The following is a 15,690-nucleotide window of genomic DNA, read 5'->3' on the forward strand; positions in this document are numbered from 1 at the left end:
TCGCCTACGTTTTCTTTGCGCCCAAGCGTTCCAGGACGCCGCGCACCACGTTGCGGTCCGTCGTTGCCCAAAATGGCGGCAAAGCGGCACGCAGGAACCCGCCGTACCGTTCGGTGGAAAGCCGTGAGTCCAGGACAGCGACCACGCCTTTGTCGCCGGTGGAGCGAATAAGGCGTCCTGCTCCCTGTGCAAGACGAATTGCCGCGTGGGTAGCTGACACCGCCATGAACCCGTTGCCCCCGGACTGTGCAACGGCTCGCGAGCGTGCGGTCATCAGCGGGTCATCGGGCCTCGGGAACGGAATGCGGTCAATCACCACAAGGCGGCATGAACCGCCAGGGACGTCCACGCCCTGCCACAGGGACATGGTGCCGAAGAGGCAGGTGTCCGGTTCATCGGCAAACTGCTTCACCAGTGCTGCCATAGTGGATTCCCCCTGGCAGAGGATGTCCACATCCAGCCGTGGCCGCATCGCGTCTGCGGCTTCCTCGGCCGCCCGACGTGAGGAGAACAGGCACAGGGCTCCCCCACCGGATGCACGGATGAGGTCTTCAAGCTCATCCAGTGCCTCGGGAGAAGTGCCCCTGCCGGGCTTGGGCAGGTGCTTGGCCACGTAAAGGACACCCTGCTTCGGATAATCAAAAGGCGATCCGACGTCCAACCCGGTCCAGCTGGGCGCACCATCTCCAATGAGGCCCAGGCCACCTGCTGCGGGCTCAAAGGCGGATCCAATAGCCAGCGTGGCAGAAGTAAGCACCACTGTGTGCCCCGCGAAAAGGCCTTCCCGCAGCCGGCCAGCAACGCTAAGCGGGGCGATGTTGATCAGTGCGGGCGCGGTCTCGTCCGGGTGCGAGTACCCCTGCTGGGGATCGAAGGTGCTGTTCCTGGAGAACCACACCACTTCACGGTTCTCCTTGGCTGCGAGCATCCGCTCGCACAGTTCCAGAATGAGCATGAGCCGTGAGCGCGCAAGCTGCCTGCCGCCGTCGACCGCGTTTGAAGAGTCAGTCTTCGAGTCAGACAGTGCGGCGCGTGTGGCATCGCGCAGTTGGTCCAGGCAGTCCAGTTGTTCGTCGTTGAGCCCATTGGGCAGCAGACCGTTGGGGACTCCGGCAATGGCCATGTCCAGTCGATCGGCTGCCGCGTTCAGGGCGTCTACGGTAATAGCAGTGTGTTTGCGCGCGCTCGAAGCGGCAGCATGCACCATTGCCACGGACAGCTGACCTGTAACGGCCCCCGTGACCCGGTCCTGCAGCTCATGCGCTTCGTCAACCACCACGACGTCGTACTCGGGCAGGACAGCAAGTCCTTCGAAGGCACTGACGGCCAGCATGGCATGGTTGGTCACCACGACGTCGGCCTCAGCCGCTCTGGCCCGTGCCTGCTCGCTGAAGCACTCCTCGGCAAGGGGGCATTTTTGCGCTCCCAGGCACTCCATGGACGTCACGGAGACCTGCCTCCAGGCGCGGTCGGTAACGCCCGGCATCAGTTCATCGCGGTCGCCTGTGGCCGTCTTTTCGGCCCATTCACGGAGCCGGACCACTTCCTTACCCAATTGCGACGACGGGCCGCCAACCGCCGCTGCGAAATGCGGCACGCTGGTGTCCTCACCCAGGGAAAAAAGTTGGCCCTCGGACGGCTCTTCGCTGGGGAAGCCGCCCTCCAGCTTTTGCAGGCAAACATAATTTGCCCGGCCCTTGACGAGTGCCACGTTCACGGGACGCTCAAGGGCCGGGCTTATGGTCTCCAACAGCCGGGGCAGGTCCCTGCCCACAATCTGTGTTTGCAGGGCCAAGGTAGCGGTGGACACGAGCGTGGGTTTGTCGCTGTCCATGGAATGTGCGATTAACGGAATCAGGTAAGCCAAAGACTTACCCGTTCCCGTTCCCGCCTGGACCAGCAAATGTTCACCGGACTCGATGGCCCTGGTGACTTGCCTTGCCATCTCGTGCTGGCCTGAACGGCTTTGACCGCCCATCCCGGCAACAGCTTTGTCCAACAGCTCGAGGGTGAACTTCTCCCCCACTGACTCGACGACGTCCGCCGCCACCTTCTCAACCATTGCTGACGAATGACTCCAGCTCGGCGGCCAATCCTTCACGAACCATGGCCACCACGCGGGTTCCGTTTTCCTCGTGCTCGAGGCTCAGGATTTCCGAATCGGAGTTGTGCAGCTTGTTGACCATGTCGCCGCGGTCATACGGGATCAGCACCTCGAGGCGGACTCCCGGCCGGGGAATGGACCGGCTGACCTCTTCCAGGAGTTCAGGAATGCCCTGGCCCGTGCGGGTGGAAACCACGGCGTGCCGCGGCTCCTTCTGCTTCAGGCGTTCCACGACGAAAGGATCCGCTACGTCCACCTTGTTCAGGACGATGATTTCCGGGACCTTGCGGGCGTCGACCTCGGTGAAGACAGCACGCACTGCCGCGATTTGCCCTTCCGGGTCCGGGTGGGAGGCATCCACGACATGCAGGATCAAGTCTGCGTCCGCTACTTCCTCCAGGGTGGAGCGGAAGGCTTCCACCAGCTGCGTAGGCAGCGAGCGGACGAATCCAACGGTGTCAGCCAACGTGTAGCCGATGCCATCCGGCGTCTGTGCCTTCCTGACAGTCGGGTCCAGGGTGGCGAACAGGGCGTTTTCCACCAGCACTCCAGCATCGGTCAGACGGTTCAGGAGGGAGGACTTTCCAGCGTTGGTGTAGCCGGCGATGGCAACCGAAGGTACGGCATTACGACGGCGGTTGGCCCGCTTGGTCTCGCGCGCCGGCTTCATGGCAGCAATCTCCCGGCGGAGCTTGGCCATGCGTGTCCGGATCCTGCGGCGATCGAGTTCGATCTTTGTTTCACCGGGACCACGGGAACCCATCCCGGCACCGGCTCCACCCACCTGGCCACCGGCCTGGCGGGACATGGAGTCACCCCAACCACGAAGCCTGGGGAGCAGGTACTCGAGCTGTGCGAGCTCAACCTGTGCCTTACCTTCACGGCTCTTTGCATGCTGGGCGAAGATATCCAGGATCAGCGTGGTCCTGTCCACCACCTTGACCTTGACGATGTCCTCAAGTCCGCGTCGCTGCGAGGGGGAAAGCTCGGTGTCGACCACCACGGTATCGGCTCCCGTGGCGGCCACGATGTCCTTGAGTTCCTGGGCCTTGCCCGACCCAAGGAACGTTCCGGGATCCGGCTTCGTGCGGCGCTGAACCAGGCCGTCAAGGACCTCGGATCCGGCAGTTTCTGCCAGTGCTGCGAGTTCGCGGAGCGAATTCTCGGCGTCAGCCAAAGTACCTTCTGTCCACAGGCCAGCCAGGACAACGCGCTCCAGACGCAGCTGCCGGTATTCAACCTCGGTGACGTCTTCGAGTTCGGTGGAAAGGCCCGCGGTACGGCGGAGGGCACGGCGCTCGGCCAGGTCTTCCTGGTCGCCGTCGTAAATGCTGTGTTCGTGGTCAAGCGTGGAGATCGCTTGTGCCCTGCCGAAAACGCCTTTGGCATCATTGTCATCGGATGCCTGTGCGGGTACATCCTTGGAAAGAATCCGGTCGATGACGGCCTGGATTTGTTCAGGACTCATGTCCTGGGCGTCGGAATCGGATCCGGAGTGCTTCTGGGTGGTCATGGTCTCCTTAGACTGTTCGGCATATCCAGAATAGTGCTGTTTGGTGTCCAATGGGACGGTATTCGCGGTGGGCTGACGAGCTTCGGCCATATAGGGCCTCCTGTGGTGCTTGAATCGAGCGGGTTGGTCCGCGGGAGGTCCTGTCCTGCAGGAGAATTCATCGCCAAACCATAAGCCAGGAGCTAACAGCAGATGGCTGGGCCACTGCTTTCGCGACAGCTGGGGTGGGACATGTTCTACTGAGCAACCGCGATCAACCAACAATGGGAGGTGCGGAGTCTGCCGGACGGAACCTGCGGGCGGAATGGCCATGCGCTGGGCTGGTACGCCAAGCGGGCCTGCATCGCGGGCAGGTGCCTTGCCGACGTGTTTGGTCGGCTCGGGCTGATTACTCAAAGATCAAGAACATGCCTTCAACATTAGCAGCACTGTCAAACCGTCCCTGCGAGAGGGCAGTTTCCCAAGCCGCCGATAGCCAACTAATCTGGCAAATTATGGAGTCTGCACACTATTTCAGCGCCCAACCGGCCGGTCCCTTCACCCGCAAGCCCCTCACTGTGGAACTCGCTGGAGCTACCCGCCATGTGCAGACCTCGTCGGGCATCTTCAGCCCCGACGGTGTGGACAAGGGCACCAAGGTACTTTTGGCCGAGGTTCCACCGCCTTCGCCCCGGGGCAACCTGCTGGATATCGGGTGCGGTTGGGGTCCCGTTGCCCTCACCATGGGGCTCATGGCGCCCCTGGCACAGGTCTACGCCGTGGACGTCAACGAGCGCTGCATCGCCCTGACCAATGAGAACGCAGTTGCCCTGGGCTTGAACAACGTGAAGGCCAGCCTCCCGCAAGAGGTAGACCCCGGCGTCGAATTCGATACGATCTGGTCCAACCCGCCGATCCGCATCGGCAAGGACGAACTACACTCGCTGCTCCTGACGTGGCTGCCCCGGCTGGCACCCGGCGGCAACGCGTGGATGGTGGTTCAGAAGAACCTGGGCTCAGACTCCCTCCAACGCTGGCTGGCCAACGAACTGGACAAGTCCTTCACAGTCTCCCGCGAGAGCACTTCGAAGTCCTTCAGGATCCTTCGGGTCAGGAAAGCGTCCCACTAGCCACAATGACTGCAGGGCCGCTGAGCTCAACGTGTTCGCGGCCATCCTCCCCCGGGAAGAACTTGACATCCACCACGCCACCGGGAACGTTGACGTGCCAAGAGTTGGGGGCGCTGCTGCCAGCCCAATGACGGATCGCGACGGCGGCGGCACAAGCCCCGGTGCCACACGATTGGGTTTCGCCGACTCCGCGCTCGTGGACGCGCATGGTGATGGTTCCCACGCCGTCGTGAACCAGCGGCTCTGCGGGCACTACAAACTCGACATTGGTGCCATTGGCAGGCTTGGGATCCACTGCCGGCGCAGTGAACAACTTCGTGGCGGAGAGCTCGCTAAGCTCCGCAAGCGCTACCACCGTGTGCGGATTCCCCATGCTGACTGAGAGTCCGGGCCGGGCCACCTCCAGACCGTCGGCGCTGACCAGGGCATCCATGGCTTTGCTTTGTGCTTCTGCAGGGAAAATGAATTCCCAAGGGCCCATATCCACGGCATAGCCGTCCGCCGTGCGCACAATCTTCTTAATGCCGCCGCGTGTTCCGATGGTCAAGGACTGACCCGGCCCGAGCTCAACCAAGCCTTGGGAGATCAGGAAGTGCACGAAGACGCGGACGCCGTTGCCGCACATCTCGGACAGTGACCCGTCGCCGTTACGGTAGTCCATGAACCATTCCGCCGAGTCGTCCTGTTCAAGCAGGACGCGGCCTTCGGGCAAATACCGGGATGGGACAGCCCGGATAAGGCCATCACCGCCTATACCCCGATGCCTGTCGCACAGCTGTGCTACTTGCTCGGGAGAGATCTCGTGGACATCACCGGGATCAGCAATCAGGACGAAATCATTGCCCGTTCCATGGCCCTTGGAAAACGCCAAACCGGAAAGGCTGGCATTGGGCACGGGGGCGCCGGCAGCGGCGGACTGCTGGGCGGGAACTGCGGCGGTTTGATCCATGGGACTAGGCTACCCGCCGGGCAGGTTCGGCCAGAAATTGCTGTATGGAGTGCCAGCCTGGCTAGGCCAGCGCCACTGCTTTGGACACGAGCTCCGGATCCTGCCAATCGAGCCAGGCGATGCGGGGATCGGCCCGAAACCAGGTCAATTGTCGCCGGGCGAACTGCCTCGTGGCCACAATGGTTTCCTCGGCTGCCTCCGGGACGCTGGCTTCGGCGTCGAGCACTCTAAGGAACTGCGCATATCCCAGGGCACGCGAGGCTGTCTTGCCGCGCCGCAGCCCAGCCGCATCAAGCCGTTCCACTTCCTGCAGCAACCCCGCATCCACCATCCTGTGTACGCGTTTCGCCAGCCGCTCCCTCAGAACTTCCCGGTCCACAGACAGGCCAATCTGTATGGCTGGCTGGAAGTACTCGCGTTGCGGCATGAACGAGCTGAACGGGCGTCCCGTCATTCCATAGACCTCCAGGGCCCTGATCACCCGCCGGGCATCCCCCAGACGGCCTGCCGAGATGGGATCCACCTTTTCAAGCCGGGCCCGCAACGGTGCCAGACCGAAAGTTTCCCATTCATCCTCAATCCGTTTTCGCAAGTCGGGATCCGTGCCGGGGAACTCCAGTACATCCAGGGCAGCCCGCACATAGAGGCCAGAGCCTCCCACCATGATGGCGCGCTTGCCCCGGGCGTGGACGTCATCAATGACGGCGCGGCATTCCGCCTGGAAGTCCGCCACGCTGGCTTCCTCCGTGACGTCTTTTGTGTCCAGCAGATGGTGTGGCACACCCTTGCGCTCGTCCACAGTGATCTTGGCCGTACCGATGTCCATGCCCCGATAGAACTGCAGGGCGTCAGCGTTGATGACCTCGCCATTGAGCGCAAGGGCCAGCTCGACGCCCAGGTCCGATTTACCGGAACCGGTGGGGCCGACGACGGCGATTACCGGCGGCGCGGCATGGGAAGGAGCCATTCGATCTCGAATAATCGGCGTCAGGCGCCGCGGACAGGCAGCGACGGCATGCCCAAAGACACGCCCTTCTTGCCCGGGGCCGCACCCGCACTGGGAACACCGCAGGAATCTGCCTGCGAACGATCCCAGGCGTCACCCGCCCTCGACCGGCGCAACATGTAATCGTCCAGGCCGGCAGGATCGGCAACCAGGTGGAATGCAGCGGCTTCGGTAATGGTCACAGTGACAAAGTCACCGGGACGGGGGGTTTCCGCACCATCAGGCACTGAGAAATGAACGAGTCGCTGGTCCTTGGACCGGCCAGACAACCGGTGGGTTTCCTCTGCTTTGCGGCCGGACTGCGCTGTCACCAGAATTTCCACACGGCGACCCAGCTGCTTGGCGTTCTCCTCCGCCGCGATACGGTCCTGAAGGGCGGTCAGCCGTTCAAAACGCTCCTGGACCACCACTTTGGGAAGTTGCTCCGGGAGCTCGGCAGCAGGCGTACCAGGCCGTTTGGAGTACTGGAAGGTGAAGGCTGAGGCAAACCGCGATTTCTCCACGACGTCAAGCGTCGCTTGAAAATCCTCCTCGGTTTCTCCGGGGAAGCCAACAATGATGTCCGTAGTGATGGCCGCGTTCGGGATCCGCTCACGCACCTTGTCCAGGATGCCAAGGAACTTGCTGGAGCGGTACGAGCGCCGCATATCCTTGAGGACCTTGTCCGAGCCCGATTGAAGGGGCATGTGCAACTGGGGCATCACGTTGGGTGTCTCGGCCATCGCATCGATGACGTCGTCCGTAAACGCGGCAGGGTGCGGGCTGGTGAAGCGTACGCGTTCAAGGCCTTCGATGTCCCCACAGGCACGGAGAAGCTTTGAGAAGGCCAAGCGGTCACCGAACTCAACGCCGTAGGAGTTCACGTTCTGGCCCAACAAAGTAACTTCCACGGCGCCGTCGTCCACCAAGGCCTGAATTTCAGCCAGGATTTCTCCGGGACGCCGGTCCTTCTCCTTGCCACGGAGCGATGGCACGATGCAGAACGTGCAGGTGTTGTTGCAACCTACAGAAATCGAAACCCAGCCGGAATAGACGGAGTCGCGCCTGGTGGGAAGGGTGGAGGGGAAGACGTCCAGCGATTCCAGGATTTCGAGTTGGGCCTCGTTGTTGTGCCGCGCCCGCTTCAGCAATGCCGGCAGTGCTCCTACGTTGTGGGTGCCAAACACAGCGTCAACCCAAGGAGCCTTCTTGACGATGGTTTCCCGGTCCTTCTGGGCGAGGCAGCCGCCAACGGCGATCTGCATGCCAGGGTTGGCTGCCTTGACCTGCCGAAGCTGGCCAAGGTTCCCATAGAGCTTGTTGTCTGCATTTTCCCGAACAGCGCATGTGTTGAACACCACGATGTCCGCGACCTCACCCTCCGCGGGCACGTAGCCGGCGTCCTCAAGGAGGCCGGCCATACGTTCGGAATCGTGGACGTTCATCTGGCAGCCGAAAGTCCGGACCTGATACGTCCTCGGTTCAAACGGGGCCGGTTCAAACGGGGCAGAGGCATCCGTCACTTGGGCATCAGCATTGGTTGCCAATGCTACGGCCGAAGGCGTGGTTTCTGCTGAGGGGGAAGGAATGGTCAAACTCACTACTCAAGGGTACCGGCTTGGGCAAGTACCTCACCGACGATCCGGAAGGCCATTGAAGGGGCATAGCCCTTCCGTGCCAGCATGGATGCCAGCCTGCGGGTGTACTTGTCACGTTCTGCACGATCGGATAGATCCACGCCTGGCCTCAGTTTGCGCTCAACAAGCTCACGGGCGGCGATTTCCTCATCTTCATCGCTGAGCTGTGAGAGTGCTTCCTCGGCATCATCGAGCTCGATACCTTTCTCCGTCAGCTCACGGCGTATGGCACCTTTGGCCAGTTTTCTGCTTTGGGAGCGGCTGCGTACCCACATTCTGGCAAACTCAGCGTCATCAATGAGCTGGACTTCCTCGAACCGGTCCAGCACAGCCTCAGCAACGTCCAGAGGGACATTCCGCTCCGCCAGCTTGCGGGACAGCTGCAGCCGACTCCGTGGCGCCATCGTCAATTGCCGCAGGACGATGGCGCGGGCCACGGATTCGGGATCAGGCTCAGGATCGCCGGATACGGAGGAGTCCGGGTCCGGCCCGGTTCTAGCCGTCAACGGCCTTCAGCTTCGGGGAATCAGCCTCCGGCTTGACGCCCACGCCAAGCTTTTCCTTGATGAGGCGCTCAAGTTCTTGAGCCAGCTCCGGGTTATCACGCAGGAAGCGCCGTGAATTCTCCATACCTTGGCCCAGCTGATCGCCGTCGTACGTGAACCACGAGCCGGACTTCTTGATGATGCCGTGCTCGACGCCCATGTCAATGATGCCTCCCTCGCGGGAGATGCCCTGGCCGTAGATGATGTCGAATTCAGCAATCTTGAAGGGCGGGGCCATCTTGTTCTTGACGATCTTGGCCTTGGTCCGGTTACCGACGGAGTCGGCACCTTCCTTCAGCGTCTGAATGCGACGGACATCGATGCGCACTGAGGCGTAGAACTTCAGAGCCTTACCACCGGTGGTGGTTTCGGGCGATCCAAAGAAGACGCCAATCTTCTCACGCAACTGGTTAATGAAGATGGCGGTGGTCTTGGTCTGGCTCAAGCGGCCGGTGATCTTTCGCAGGGCCTGGCTCATGAGCCTTGCCTGAAGGCCGACGTGGGAGTCGCCCATCTCGCCCTCGATTTCAGCACGCGGGACCAAGGCAGCCACGGAGTCAATGACGATAACGTCCAGGGAGCCGGAGCCCACCAGCATGTCCATAATTTCCAGGGCCTGCTCACCAGTGTCCGGCTGCGACACGAGCAGGGCGTCCGTGTCCACCCCAAGCTTGGCGGCGTAGTCGGGGTCAAGGGCGTGTTCAGCGTCGATGAAGGCCGCGATGCCACCGTTACGTTGCGCATTGGCTACAGCGTGCAGGGCCACTGTGGTCTTACCAGAGGATTCCGGGCCGTAGATCTCCACGACGCGGCCACGGGGCAGGCCGCCAATGCCAAGGGCGACATCCAGTGCAATGGATCCAGTAGGAATGACTTCGATCGGGGCGCGGGTGTCATCACCCAAGCGCATGATGGAGCCTTTGCCGAACTGCTTGTCGATCTGGGCAAGCGCTGCTTCAAGCGCCTTCTCACGATCCGGGGTTGCCGCCATGGTTCACACCTCTGATGCTTTCTCGCTGTGGAGTGGCCTGAATGGCCGCTTTCCTGTCATGTCAGACGCTATTACGGCTCCCTGACATTTTGTGAAGCCGACGTGGGCTATGTGGATAACCAACGCTCGGATTGCCTGTGGAATGCGTCCTTCAGGAACAATTTTCCTCTCACAGGAGCATATCCCCATCCGAACAGATATTCGAACAATGCGTGCGGGCGTGTCACCACCACAGAGCTGGAAGTCCCTCGGCCAACATGGCCGGACTTCAGTTGGCCGCAGGCTTGATATCCCTGCCGAGCCTGCGCTCCATGGGGACATCCTGGACTTCGCACATCGCCAGCCAGACTTCCCGTGGCTGGTAGCCGGCAGCCAGCGCCTCTACGGCGGTCCGCCCTCCCACCCCGGCCAGCACCAGGGAATTGGCCAGGACGCGGGAATAGCCTGCCCCAAATTCATCGTCCATTAAACGCCAAAAGTCACTTGCCCTCACCGATAGAGTCTCTCACGACGCCGGACTCTAGAATGGTTGCCATGAGCAATCCTCTCCAGAGCACGCCCCCCGAGGCCGTGCCAGGTGACACCATAGACGACGCCCTTCAGCAGGTGGAACACCAGCTGAGCCTGCTCTGGCGCCGTGCCCGTTCCATCTCGCATCAGTTGTCCCGCCAGGTCCATCCGGACATGGAGCCCGCCGCGTACGGCCTGCTGACGATCATTCGCCGCGAAGGCCCCATCCGCCTGACGGACCTTGCCTCGTGCATCGGGGTGGGCAAGCCCTCAGTGAGCCGCCAGATCGCATTTCTGGAAAGTATTGGCCTGGTCTACAAGGAGGCAGATCCGCAGGACGGACGGGCTCAGTCCATCCGCCTGACGGAAAAAGGCGAGGAAAAGATGCATCAAGTCCAGGACGCCCGCCGCCAGGTGTTCCGTGAGCGACTCGGTGAGTGGCCGCTGGAAGACGTCCAAACCTTGGCCGACTACATGGGCCGGCTCAACGCCGTCTACGGCGAAAGCATCATCAAGGACGCCACTCTGAAGGAGACCGAGTCCGCGGAGACTGCCAATCCCACCGAGGACTGACGCGCCTCCCAACCCGGCTTCAGACCGCGCGGCAGCACATGCCAAAAGTCAGCACCATGCGAAATGTCACCAGAAGCGAAATGTCACCGGACGCAAAAGGTCCCCAGCCGTAGGCTGGGGACCTTTCGTGATAATTCCTGGTGTGGGTGTGACCGTTTACCGGGCTCCGGAGAGCATGCCCTGCGGGAAGTCGTCGGTAAGGTCAAGATCGCGACCGTAGCGCTGGGAGAATTCCTGCGGAACGGTGTCCGGAACAGCTACGCCCTCTGCAACGGCCACGCGGTCACTGACTTCGCGCAGCATGCTGGACAACGGAACGTCCAGGGCGGTGCAGATAGAGGACAGGAGCTCGGAAGAAGCCTCCTTTTGGCCGCGTTCAACCTCACTCAGATATCCGAGTGAGACACGGGCGCTGTGCGAGACCTCGCGGAGGGTACGGCCCTGACGCTGGCGGACATCGCGCAGTACATCACCGATTTCGTGGCGTAGTACAACCATTTTGCGCTCCTTCTGTTCGCTCTGTGCCTGCTTAGCCAAGCCCACATCCTTCCAGCGGACAACGCCGTTTACGGATACGGGCTGCTTTACCATCTGTATCGCCTTGCTCCCTCGTTCATCCGGTTCGCTGGCTGGCGGACCGGTGTGGTTTTCTACATCCTAGGCGCCCCGGCTGTTCCGAAGCGACACAATGACACAACTATTGGCAATGAGTTTTTGTTCCCGGCTACTTTACGAACGGTAACCAACCCCTTCCACTGCATCAATCAGGCGCGCCAGCGCAGCTTCACAGGCTTGTTGCCTGATACTCTGCCTGTCCCCCGAAAAGCTGAATTCAAACGAACCCGTGCCCGTACTCGTAGCCACGCCGACGAAGACGGTTCCCACGGTTTTGCCGTCATGGGGCTCCGGACCAGCCACGCCTGTGGTGGATATTCCGACATCGGCCATGCAGGCGCGCCTGGCGCCCTCGGCCATCGCCGCAGCTACTGCGCCATCCACTGAACCAACTGCAGCAATCAGCTCCTTCGAAACACCGAGGACGGAGGCCTTCACTGAGTTCTGGTAAGCAACCACGCCGCCCTGCAACATTCCGGACGCACCGGGCGTGTTGGCCAGGCTGGCCGCCACCATTCCCGCGGTCAGCGACTCCGCCGTGGCCACGGTCAGGCTCTTTCCCAGCGCCAGCGCCACTGCCGCAGTCGCCAGCTCTGCCGCTTTGGCGGCGTCTGCGGGATGGCTCATGCGCGGCGGCCGGCGGCACGAAGCCGGAGCGCCTGGACGACGTATTCCGCTCCGGTCCATAGCGTGATGGCAAGGGCGGCCATCATGACCCAGAAGGCCACAACGACCAGCCACGGTGCGATCGCCTCGAGCGGAAGGATGTACAGGAAGATGGCCACTGTCTGGATGACGGTCTTCAGCTTTCCGCCGCGGGAAGCCGGCATAACGCCGTATCGGATCACAAAGAACCTCAGTGCCGTGATGCCCCACTCACGGACCAGGATGAGGATCGTCACCCACCAGGGCAGTTCCCCGAGGATGGACAACAGCACCAGCGCTGAACCGATGAGCAGTTTGTCCGCAATGGGGTCCGCGATCTTGCCGAAGTTGGTGATGAGGCCACGCGCACGGGCGATGTCGCCGTCGAGCTTGTCCGTGTAGATAGCTACGGCGAAGGCCACAACAGCCGCCCACCGCCAAATACCTTGGTGGTTGTCATCCGCCACCAGGAACCAGACGAAAAACGGAACCAGGACGATGCGGAGCATCGTGAGGATATTGGGAAGGTTCCAGACATCGGAGCTGGTGGAAGAGGCGTTGTCACCCTCGGCTGTAGTCACCCCTCTAGGCTACCGTCCGGTGAGTGACCAGGCGTCCTCGCCGCCGTCGTCCTCGTCATCGGAGGCGTCGGCGCCGTCGAAATACTCAACGGCTTGGGTCCGGTTGTCCAGATCCGCTGCCACCAGGTCCTCGGCATAACCGCCGACGGCGATGTTGGAGTTCGCGTTATCGCTCAGGGCGGCGGTGTGGGCGTCAGGCGCAGCCGGGGATTCCTGTCCCCTCATGGCAGCAAGCACGGCAGCGAGGTCGTCCGGCTTGACCAGGACGTCCCGGGCCTTGGAGCCTTCGGAGGGACCCACGACGCCGCGGGACTCCAGGAGGTCCATAAGGCGCCCGGCCTTGGCGAAGCCGACACGAAGCTTGCGCTGCAACATGGAGGTGGAACCGAACTGGGTGGTGACCACCAATTCGGTGGCCTGCAGCAGCACCTCGAGGTCGTCTCCGATGTCGTCGTCGATCTGTTTCTTGGGGGCCTCAGCAGCAACGTCGTCCCGGTACACAGCCTGCAACTGGCCCTTGACGTGTTCCACAACCTTATGGATTTCGGATTCCGTCACCCATGCACCCTGCACACGCATGGCCTTGGAAGCGCCCATCGGCAAGAAGAGCGCATCACCCTGGCCAATAAGTTTTTCGGCGCCCGGCTGGTCCAACACCACGCGGGAGTCCGTAACGGACGAGGTAGCAAACGCCATGCGGGAGGGCACGTTGGCCTTGATGAGGCCCGTGACGACATCCACGGAGGGTCGCTGCGTAGCCAACACCAAGTGAATGCCTGCGGCACGTGCCAGCTGGGTGATGCGGACGATCGAATCTTCGACGTCGCGTGGCGCCACCATCATGAGGTCCGCGAGCTCGTCCACGATGACCAACAGGTACGGGTAGGGCTTGATGACACGCTTGGAGTCAACCGGCGGGGTCACCTTGCCTGCCCTGACCGCCTTGTTGAAGTCGTCGATGTGCTTGTAACCGTAGTTGGCGAGATCGTCATACCGGGCGTCCATCTCGCGAACCACCCACTGCAGCGCTTCGGCGGCCTTCTTGGGATTGGTGATGATGGGCGTGATCAGGTGCGGAACGCCTTCATACGCAGTCAGTTCCACGCGCTTTGGGTCCACCATGACCATGCGGACTTCGTCAGGCGTAGCGCGCATGAGGATCGAGGTGATCATGGAGTTCACGAAGCTGGACTTACCAGCACCTGTAGCGCCGGCCACCAGGAGGTGGGGCATCTTGGCAAGGTTGGCAACGACGTAACCGCCCTCGACGTCCTTGCCGACACCCATGACCATGGGGTGGTCGGTCCGGCGTGCGTTCTGGCTCCGAAGCACATCGCCCAGGGAGACCGTTTCGCGGTCCGTGTTGGGAATCTCGATGCCGATTGCGGACTTGCCGGGAATCGGGCTCAGAATTCGTACGTCGCTGGATGCCACCGCGTAGGAGATGTTCTTGGACAACGCCGTTACGCGCTCCACCTTGGTGCCGGGAGACAGTTCGATTTCATAGCGCGTCACTGTGGGGCCGCGACTGAAGCCGGTGACGGCGGCATCGACGTTGAACTGCGTCAGCGTGTCCGTCAGGGCGGCCACGACGGCGTCATTCGCTTCGGTGCGCTCCTTCGGAATGGAACCTGGTGTGAGGAAGTCAGAGGCAGGCAAGGTATACGTGACGTCGCCTGCCAGGGACAGTTGCTCTGTGCGCTGCGGAATTGGCGTGGGGGGCGGAGGTGGCGTTGCCGGCCTGGCCGGAACCTGCGCCACTGTGGGTGCGGTCATCTCCGGGGTGAGGACGGGAATGGCCTCTGTGGGGTTGTCGATGCCGGGAGCAGCGCCCAAGCCCTGGGCAGCCTTGATCTTACCCACCGCTATCTCGGCCTGGGTGGGGCGGCGTACGCCCGGTGGAACGCGGGGCGCAGACGCTGGAGGTGTTTCGTCGTCGTCGACTATTGCGTGCTCAAAGGCCTCGTCACCGACATAGCCTTCCAAACCGGCGTCGGTATCCTCGTCCTTGCCGAAGAAACGCATCCGCTTCTTCTTGGGCTTTGCGACGGCCCCGTTTTCATAGAGGTAGCTGCGATCATGGGCATCCTTGCCGGACTCGGCATCCATGAGGTCCACGCCCATGAGGTGTTCGTAGGCTGAGCGGATCCTGGAGGGGATCGCACCGAACGGCGTGGCTGTAACGATCAGCACCGACACGAAGGCCAACAGGCTGTAGACGATCACCGGGACAGCGGCATGAATTGCAGCAAGTGGAGACGCTGCAAGGAAGCCCAGCATTCCGCCCGCCCTGCGCAGTCCATCGAAGCCATCAGCCACAGTTGGCTGGCCGCCGATGACGTGGGCCAAGCCGGAGCCGGCAAAAGTCATGATCATGAAGCCGATGCCAACGCGGTTGTTGCCGCGGCCGTCCTGGGGTTTGCGGAAGAGGCGGAAAGCGCAGATGAAAAGCATGAAAGGCAAAACAAGCGACATCCAGCCGAAAGTGCCATTGACCACGCTGTAGACGGCGTCAGGCAGCCATCCGGTCAGGCCCCACCAGGCGAACGTTGCAATGCCGATGCCCAGCACGAGGTTGAACAGCGCTGCGCCGTCGCGGCGATCGGCGGGATCGAGATCGCTGACGTCGTACCCGATCCGGCGGACTCCTGCGCCAACGACGTGGCCAATACCCTGCCAGGCGCCTGCGAGCATGCGCAATGGCAGCGGTGCATGGGGCTCGACGGCGGCGGGCTGCTTGCTGCGTGCACTGGCGCCCCGACCGTTCCTGGGTGTGGCTGCACTGCTTTTGGATGCAGCTGCGCCCCGGCCTGTGCCGCCGGATTTACTACTGGAGCTGCCTCGTGGCGTGGAGGAAGTACGGGTCGCCATGGTTGCCACGCTACCCCAAGGAGGCCCGAAATCCGCGGATTTCAGGCCCCCTGGGATGCATG

14 protein-coding genes are annotated in these 15,690 nt (G+C 62.1%); 2 read left to right on the forward strand and 12 right to left on the reverse strand.

The features are described from left to right. Positions 1-4: 4 nt before the first annotated feature. Both AC1DD7_RS02005 and hflX read right to left on the reverse strand, forming a co-directional pair. On the reverse strand, positions 5-2,062 hold the full coding sequence (locus tag AC1DD7_RS02005) for an ATP-dependent DNA helicase (RefSeq protein ID WP_216925250.1): 2,058 nt from the start codon (positions 2,060-2,062) through the stop codon (positions 5-7). Next, on the reverse strand, positions 2,055-3,617 hold the full coding sequence (gene hflX / locus AC1DD7_RS02010; protein ID WP_477513584.1) for a GTPase HflX: 1,563 nt from the start codon (positions 3,615-3,617) through the stop codon (positions 2,055-2,057). The genes AC1DD7_RS02005 and hflX overlap by 8 nt, the downstream gene beginning before the upstream one ends. Positions 3,618-4,111: 494 nt before the next feature. Between hflX and AC1DD7_RS02015 the strand changes: the two genes are divergently transcribed. Beyond that, a complete protein-coding gene (locus tag AC1DD7_RS02015; RefSeq protein WP_431119510.1) occupies positions 4,112-4,726 on the forward strand; it encodes a class I SAM-dependent methyltransferase in 615 nt (204 codons plus the stop codon). Here AC1DD7_RS02015 and dapF read toward each other — a convergent pair. The 6 genes from dapF to AC1DD7_RS02045 all read right to left on the reverse strand — a co-directional run bounded on the left by dapF (position 4,707) and on the right by AC1DD7_RS02045 (position 10,326). After that, on the reverse strand, positions 4,707-5,675 hold the full coding sequence (dapF, locus tag AC1DD7_RS02020) for a diaminopimelate epimerase (protein ID WP_477513585.1): 969 nt from the start codon (positions 5,673-5,675) through the stop codon (positions 4,707-4,709). The genes AC1DD7_RS02015 and dapF overlap by 20 nt on opposite strands. A gap of 61 nt (positions 5,676-5,736) precedes the next feature. Further along, positions 5,737-6,642 (reverse strand): tRNA (adenosine(37)-N6)-dimethylallyltransferase MiaA, encoded by a 906-nt coding sequence (gene miaA / locus AC1DD7_RS02025; protein WP_477513586.1) that lies wholly within the window; start codon positions 6,640-6,642, stop codon positions 5,737-5,739. Positions 6,643-6,662: 20 nt separating this feature from the next. Then, entirely contained in the window at positions 6,663-8,261 is a 1,599-nt protein-coding gene (gene miaB / locus AC1DD7_RS02030) for a tRNA (N6-isopentenyl adenosine(37)-C2)-methylthiotransferase MiaB (protein ID WP_477513587.1), read from the reverse strand. Further along, positions 8,261-8,803, reverse strand: a complete 543-nt coding sequence (locus AC1DD7_RS02035) for a regulatory protein RecX (RefSeq protein WP_477513588.1) — start codon at positions 8,801-8,803, stop codon at positions 8,261-8,263. Before AC1DD7_RS02035 ends, miaB begins: the two co-directional genes overlap by 1 nt. After that, positions 8,793-9,833: a recombinase RecA gene (gene recA / locus AC1DD7_RS02040; protein WP_223936581.1), complete on the reverse strand. Its 1,041-nt coding sequence runs from the start codon at positions 9,831-9,833 to the stop codon at positions 8,793-8,795. The genes AC1DD7_RS02035 and recA overlap by 11 nt, the downstream gene beginning before the upstream one ends. A gap of 268 nt (positions 9,834-10,101) precedes the next feature. Next, positions 10,102-10,326, reverse strand: a complete 225-nt coding sequence (locus AC1DD7_RS02045; RefSeq protein WP_431119501.1) for a DUF3046 domain-containing protein — start codon at positions 10,324-10,326, stop codon at positions 10,102-10,104. A 32-nt stretch (positions 10,327-10,358) separates the two neighbouring features. Here AC1DD7_RS02045 and AC1DD7_RS02050 point away from each other — a divergent pair, with 32 nt between their 5' ends. Further along, positions 10,359-10,916, forward strand: coding sequence for a MarR family winged helix-turn-helix transcriptional regulator (locus tag AC1DD7_RS02050; RefSeq protein WP_431119500.1), 558 nt, complete (start codon positions 10,359-10,361; stop codon positions 10,914-10,916). 156 nt (positions 10,917-11,072) lie between these two features. Here AC1DD7_RS02050 and AC1DD7_RS02055 read toward each other — a convergent pair whose 3' ends face one another. From AC1DD7_RS02055 to AC1DD7_RS02070, 4 genes are all read right to left on the reverse strand, one after another. Beyond that, complete coding sequence (locus AC1DD7_RS02055; RefSeq protein WP_216925260.1) at positions 11,073-11,507, reverse strand: helix-turn-helix domain-containing protein; 435 nt, start codon at positions 11,505-11,507, stop codon at positions 11,073-11,075. A 138-nt stretch (positions 11,508-11,645) separates the two neighbouring features. After that, positions 11,646-12,158, reverse strand: coding sequence for a CinA family protein (locus AC1DD7_RS02060; RefSeq protein WP_477513589.1), 513 nt, complete (start codon positions 12,156-12,158; stop codon positions 11,646-11,648). Further along, complete coding sequence (gene pgsA / locus AC1DD7_RS02065; protein ID WP_477513590.1) at positions 12,155-12,757, reverse strand: CDP-diacylglycerol--glycerol-3-phosphate 3-phosphatidyltransferase; 603 nt, start codon at positions 12,755-12,757, stop codon at positions 12,155-12,157. Before pgsA ends, AC1DD7_RS02060 begins: the two co-directional genes overlap by 4 nt. A 9-nt stretch (positions 12,758-12,766) precedes the next feature. Continuing rightward, positions 12,767-15,628 (reverse strand): FtsK/SpoIIIE family DNA translocase, encoded by a 2,862-nt coding sequence (locus AC1DD7_RS02070; RefSeq protein WP_477513591.1) that lies wholly within the window; start codon positions 15,626-15,628, stop codon positions 12,767-12,769. Positions 15,629-15,690 lie beyond the last annotated feature (62 nt).

This window comes from Paenarthrobacter sp. 10L412 (assembly GCF_056395565.1).

What these genes read in the sequence shown, in the direction of transcription:
- AC1DD7_RS02005 (WP_216925250.1), bottom strand. Translation starts at nt 2,062, where the DNA reads ATGGTTGAGAAGGTGGCGGCGGACGTCGTCGAGTCAGTGGGGGAGAAG.
- miaA (WP_477513586.1), bottom strand. Translation starts at nt 6,642, where the DNA reads ATGGCTCCTTCCCATGCCGCGCCGCCGGTAATCGCCGTCGTCGGCCCC.
- AC1DD7_RS02070 (WP_477513591.1), bottom strand. Translation starts at nt 15,628, where the DNA reads ATGGCGACCCGTACTTCCTCCACGCCACGAGGCAGCTCCAGTAGTAAA.
- AC1DD7_RS02055 (WP_216925260.1), bottom strand. Translation starts at nt 11,507, where the DNA reads ATGGTAAAGCAGCCCGTATCCGTAAACGGCGTTGTCCGCTGGAAGGAT.
- recA (WP_223936581.1), bottom strand. Translation starts at nt 9,833, where the DNA reads ATGGCGGCAACCCCGGATCGTGAGAAGGCGCTTGAAGCAGCGCTTGCC.
- AC1DD7_RS02050 (WP_431119500.1), top strand. Translation starts at nt 10,359, where the DNA reads ATGGTTGCCATGAGCAATCCTCTCCAGAGCACGCCCCCCGAGGCCGTG.
- dapF (WP_477513585.1), bottom strand. Translation starts at nt 5,675, where the DNA reads ATGGATCAAACCGCCGCAGTTCCCGCCCAGCAGTCCGCCGCTGCCGGC.
- AC1DD7_RS02060 (WP_477513589.1), bottom strand. Translation starts at nt 12,158, where the DNA reads ATGAGCCATCCCGCAGACGCCGCCAAAGCGGCAGAGCTGGCGACTGCG.
- AC1DD7_RS02015 (WP_431119510.1), top strand. Translation starts at nt 4,112, where the DNA reads ATGGAGTCTGCACACTATTTCAGCGCCCAACCGGCCGGTCCCTTCACC.
- hflX (WP_477513584.1), bottom strand. Translation starts at nt 3,617, where the DNA reads ATGACCACCCAGAAGCACTCCGGATCCGATTCCGACGCCCAGGACATG.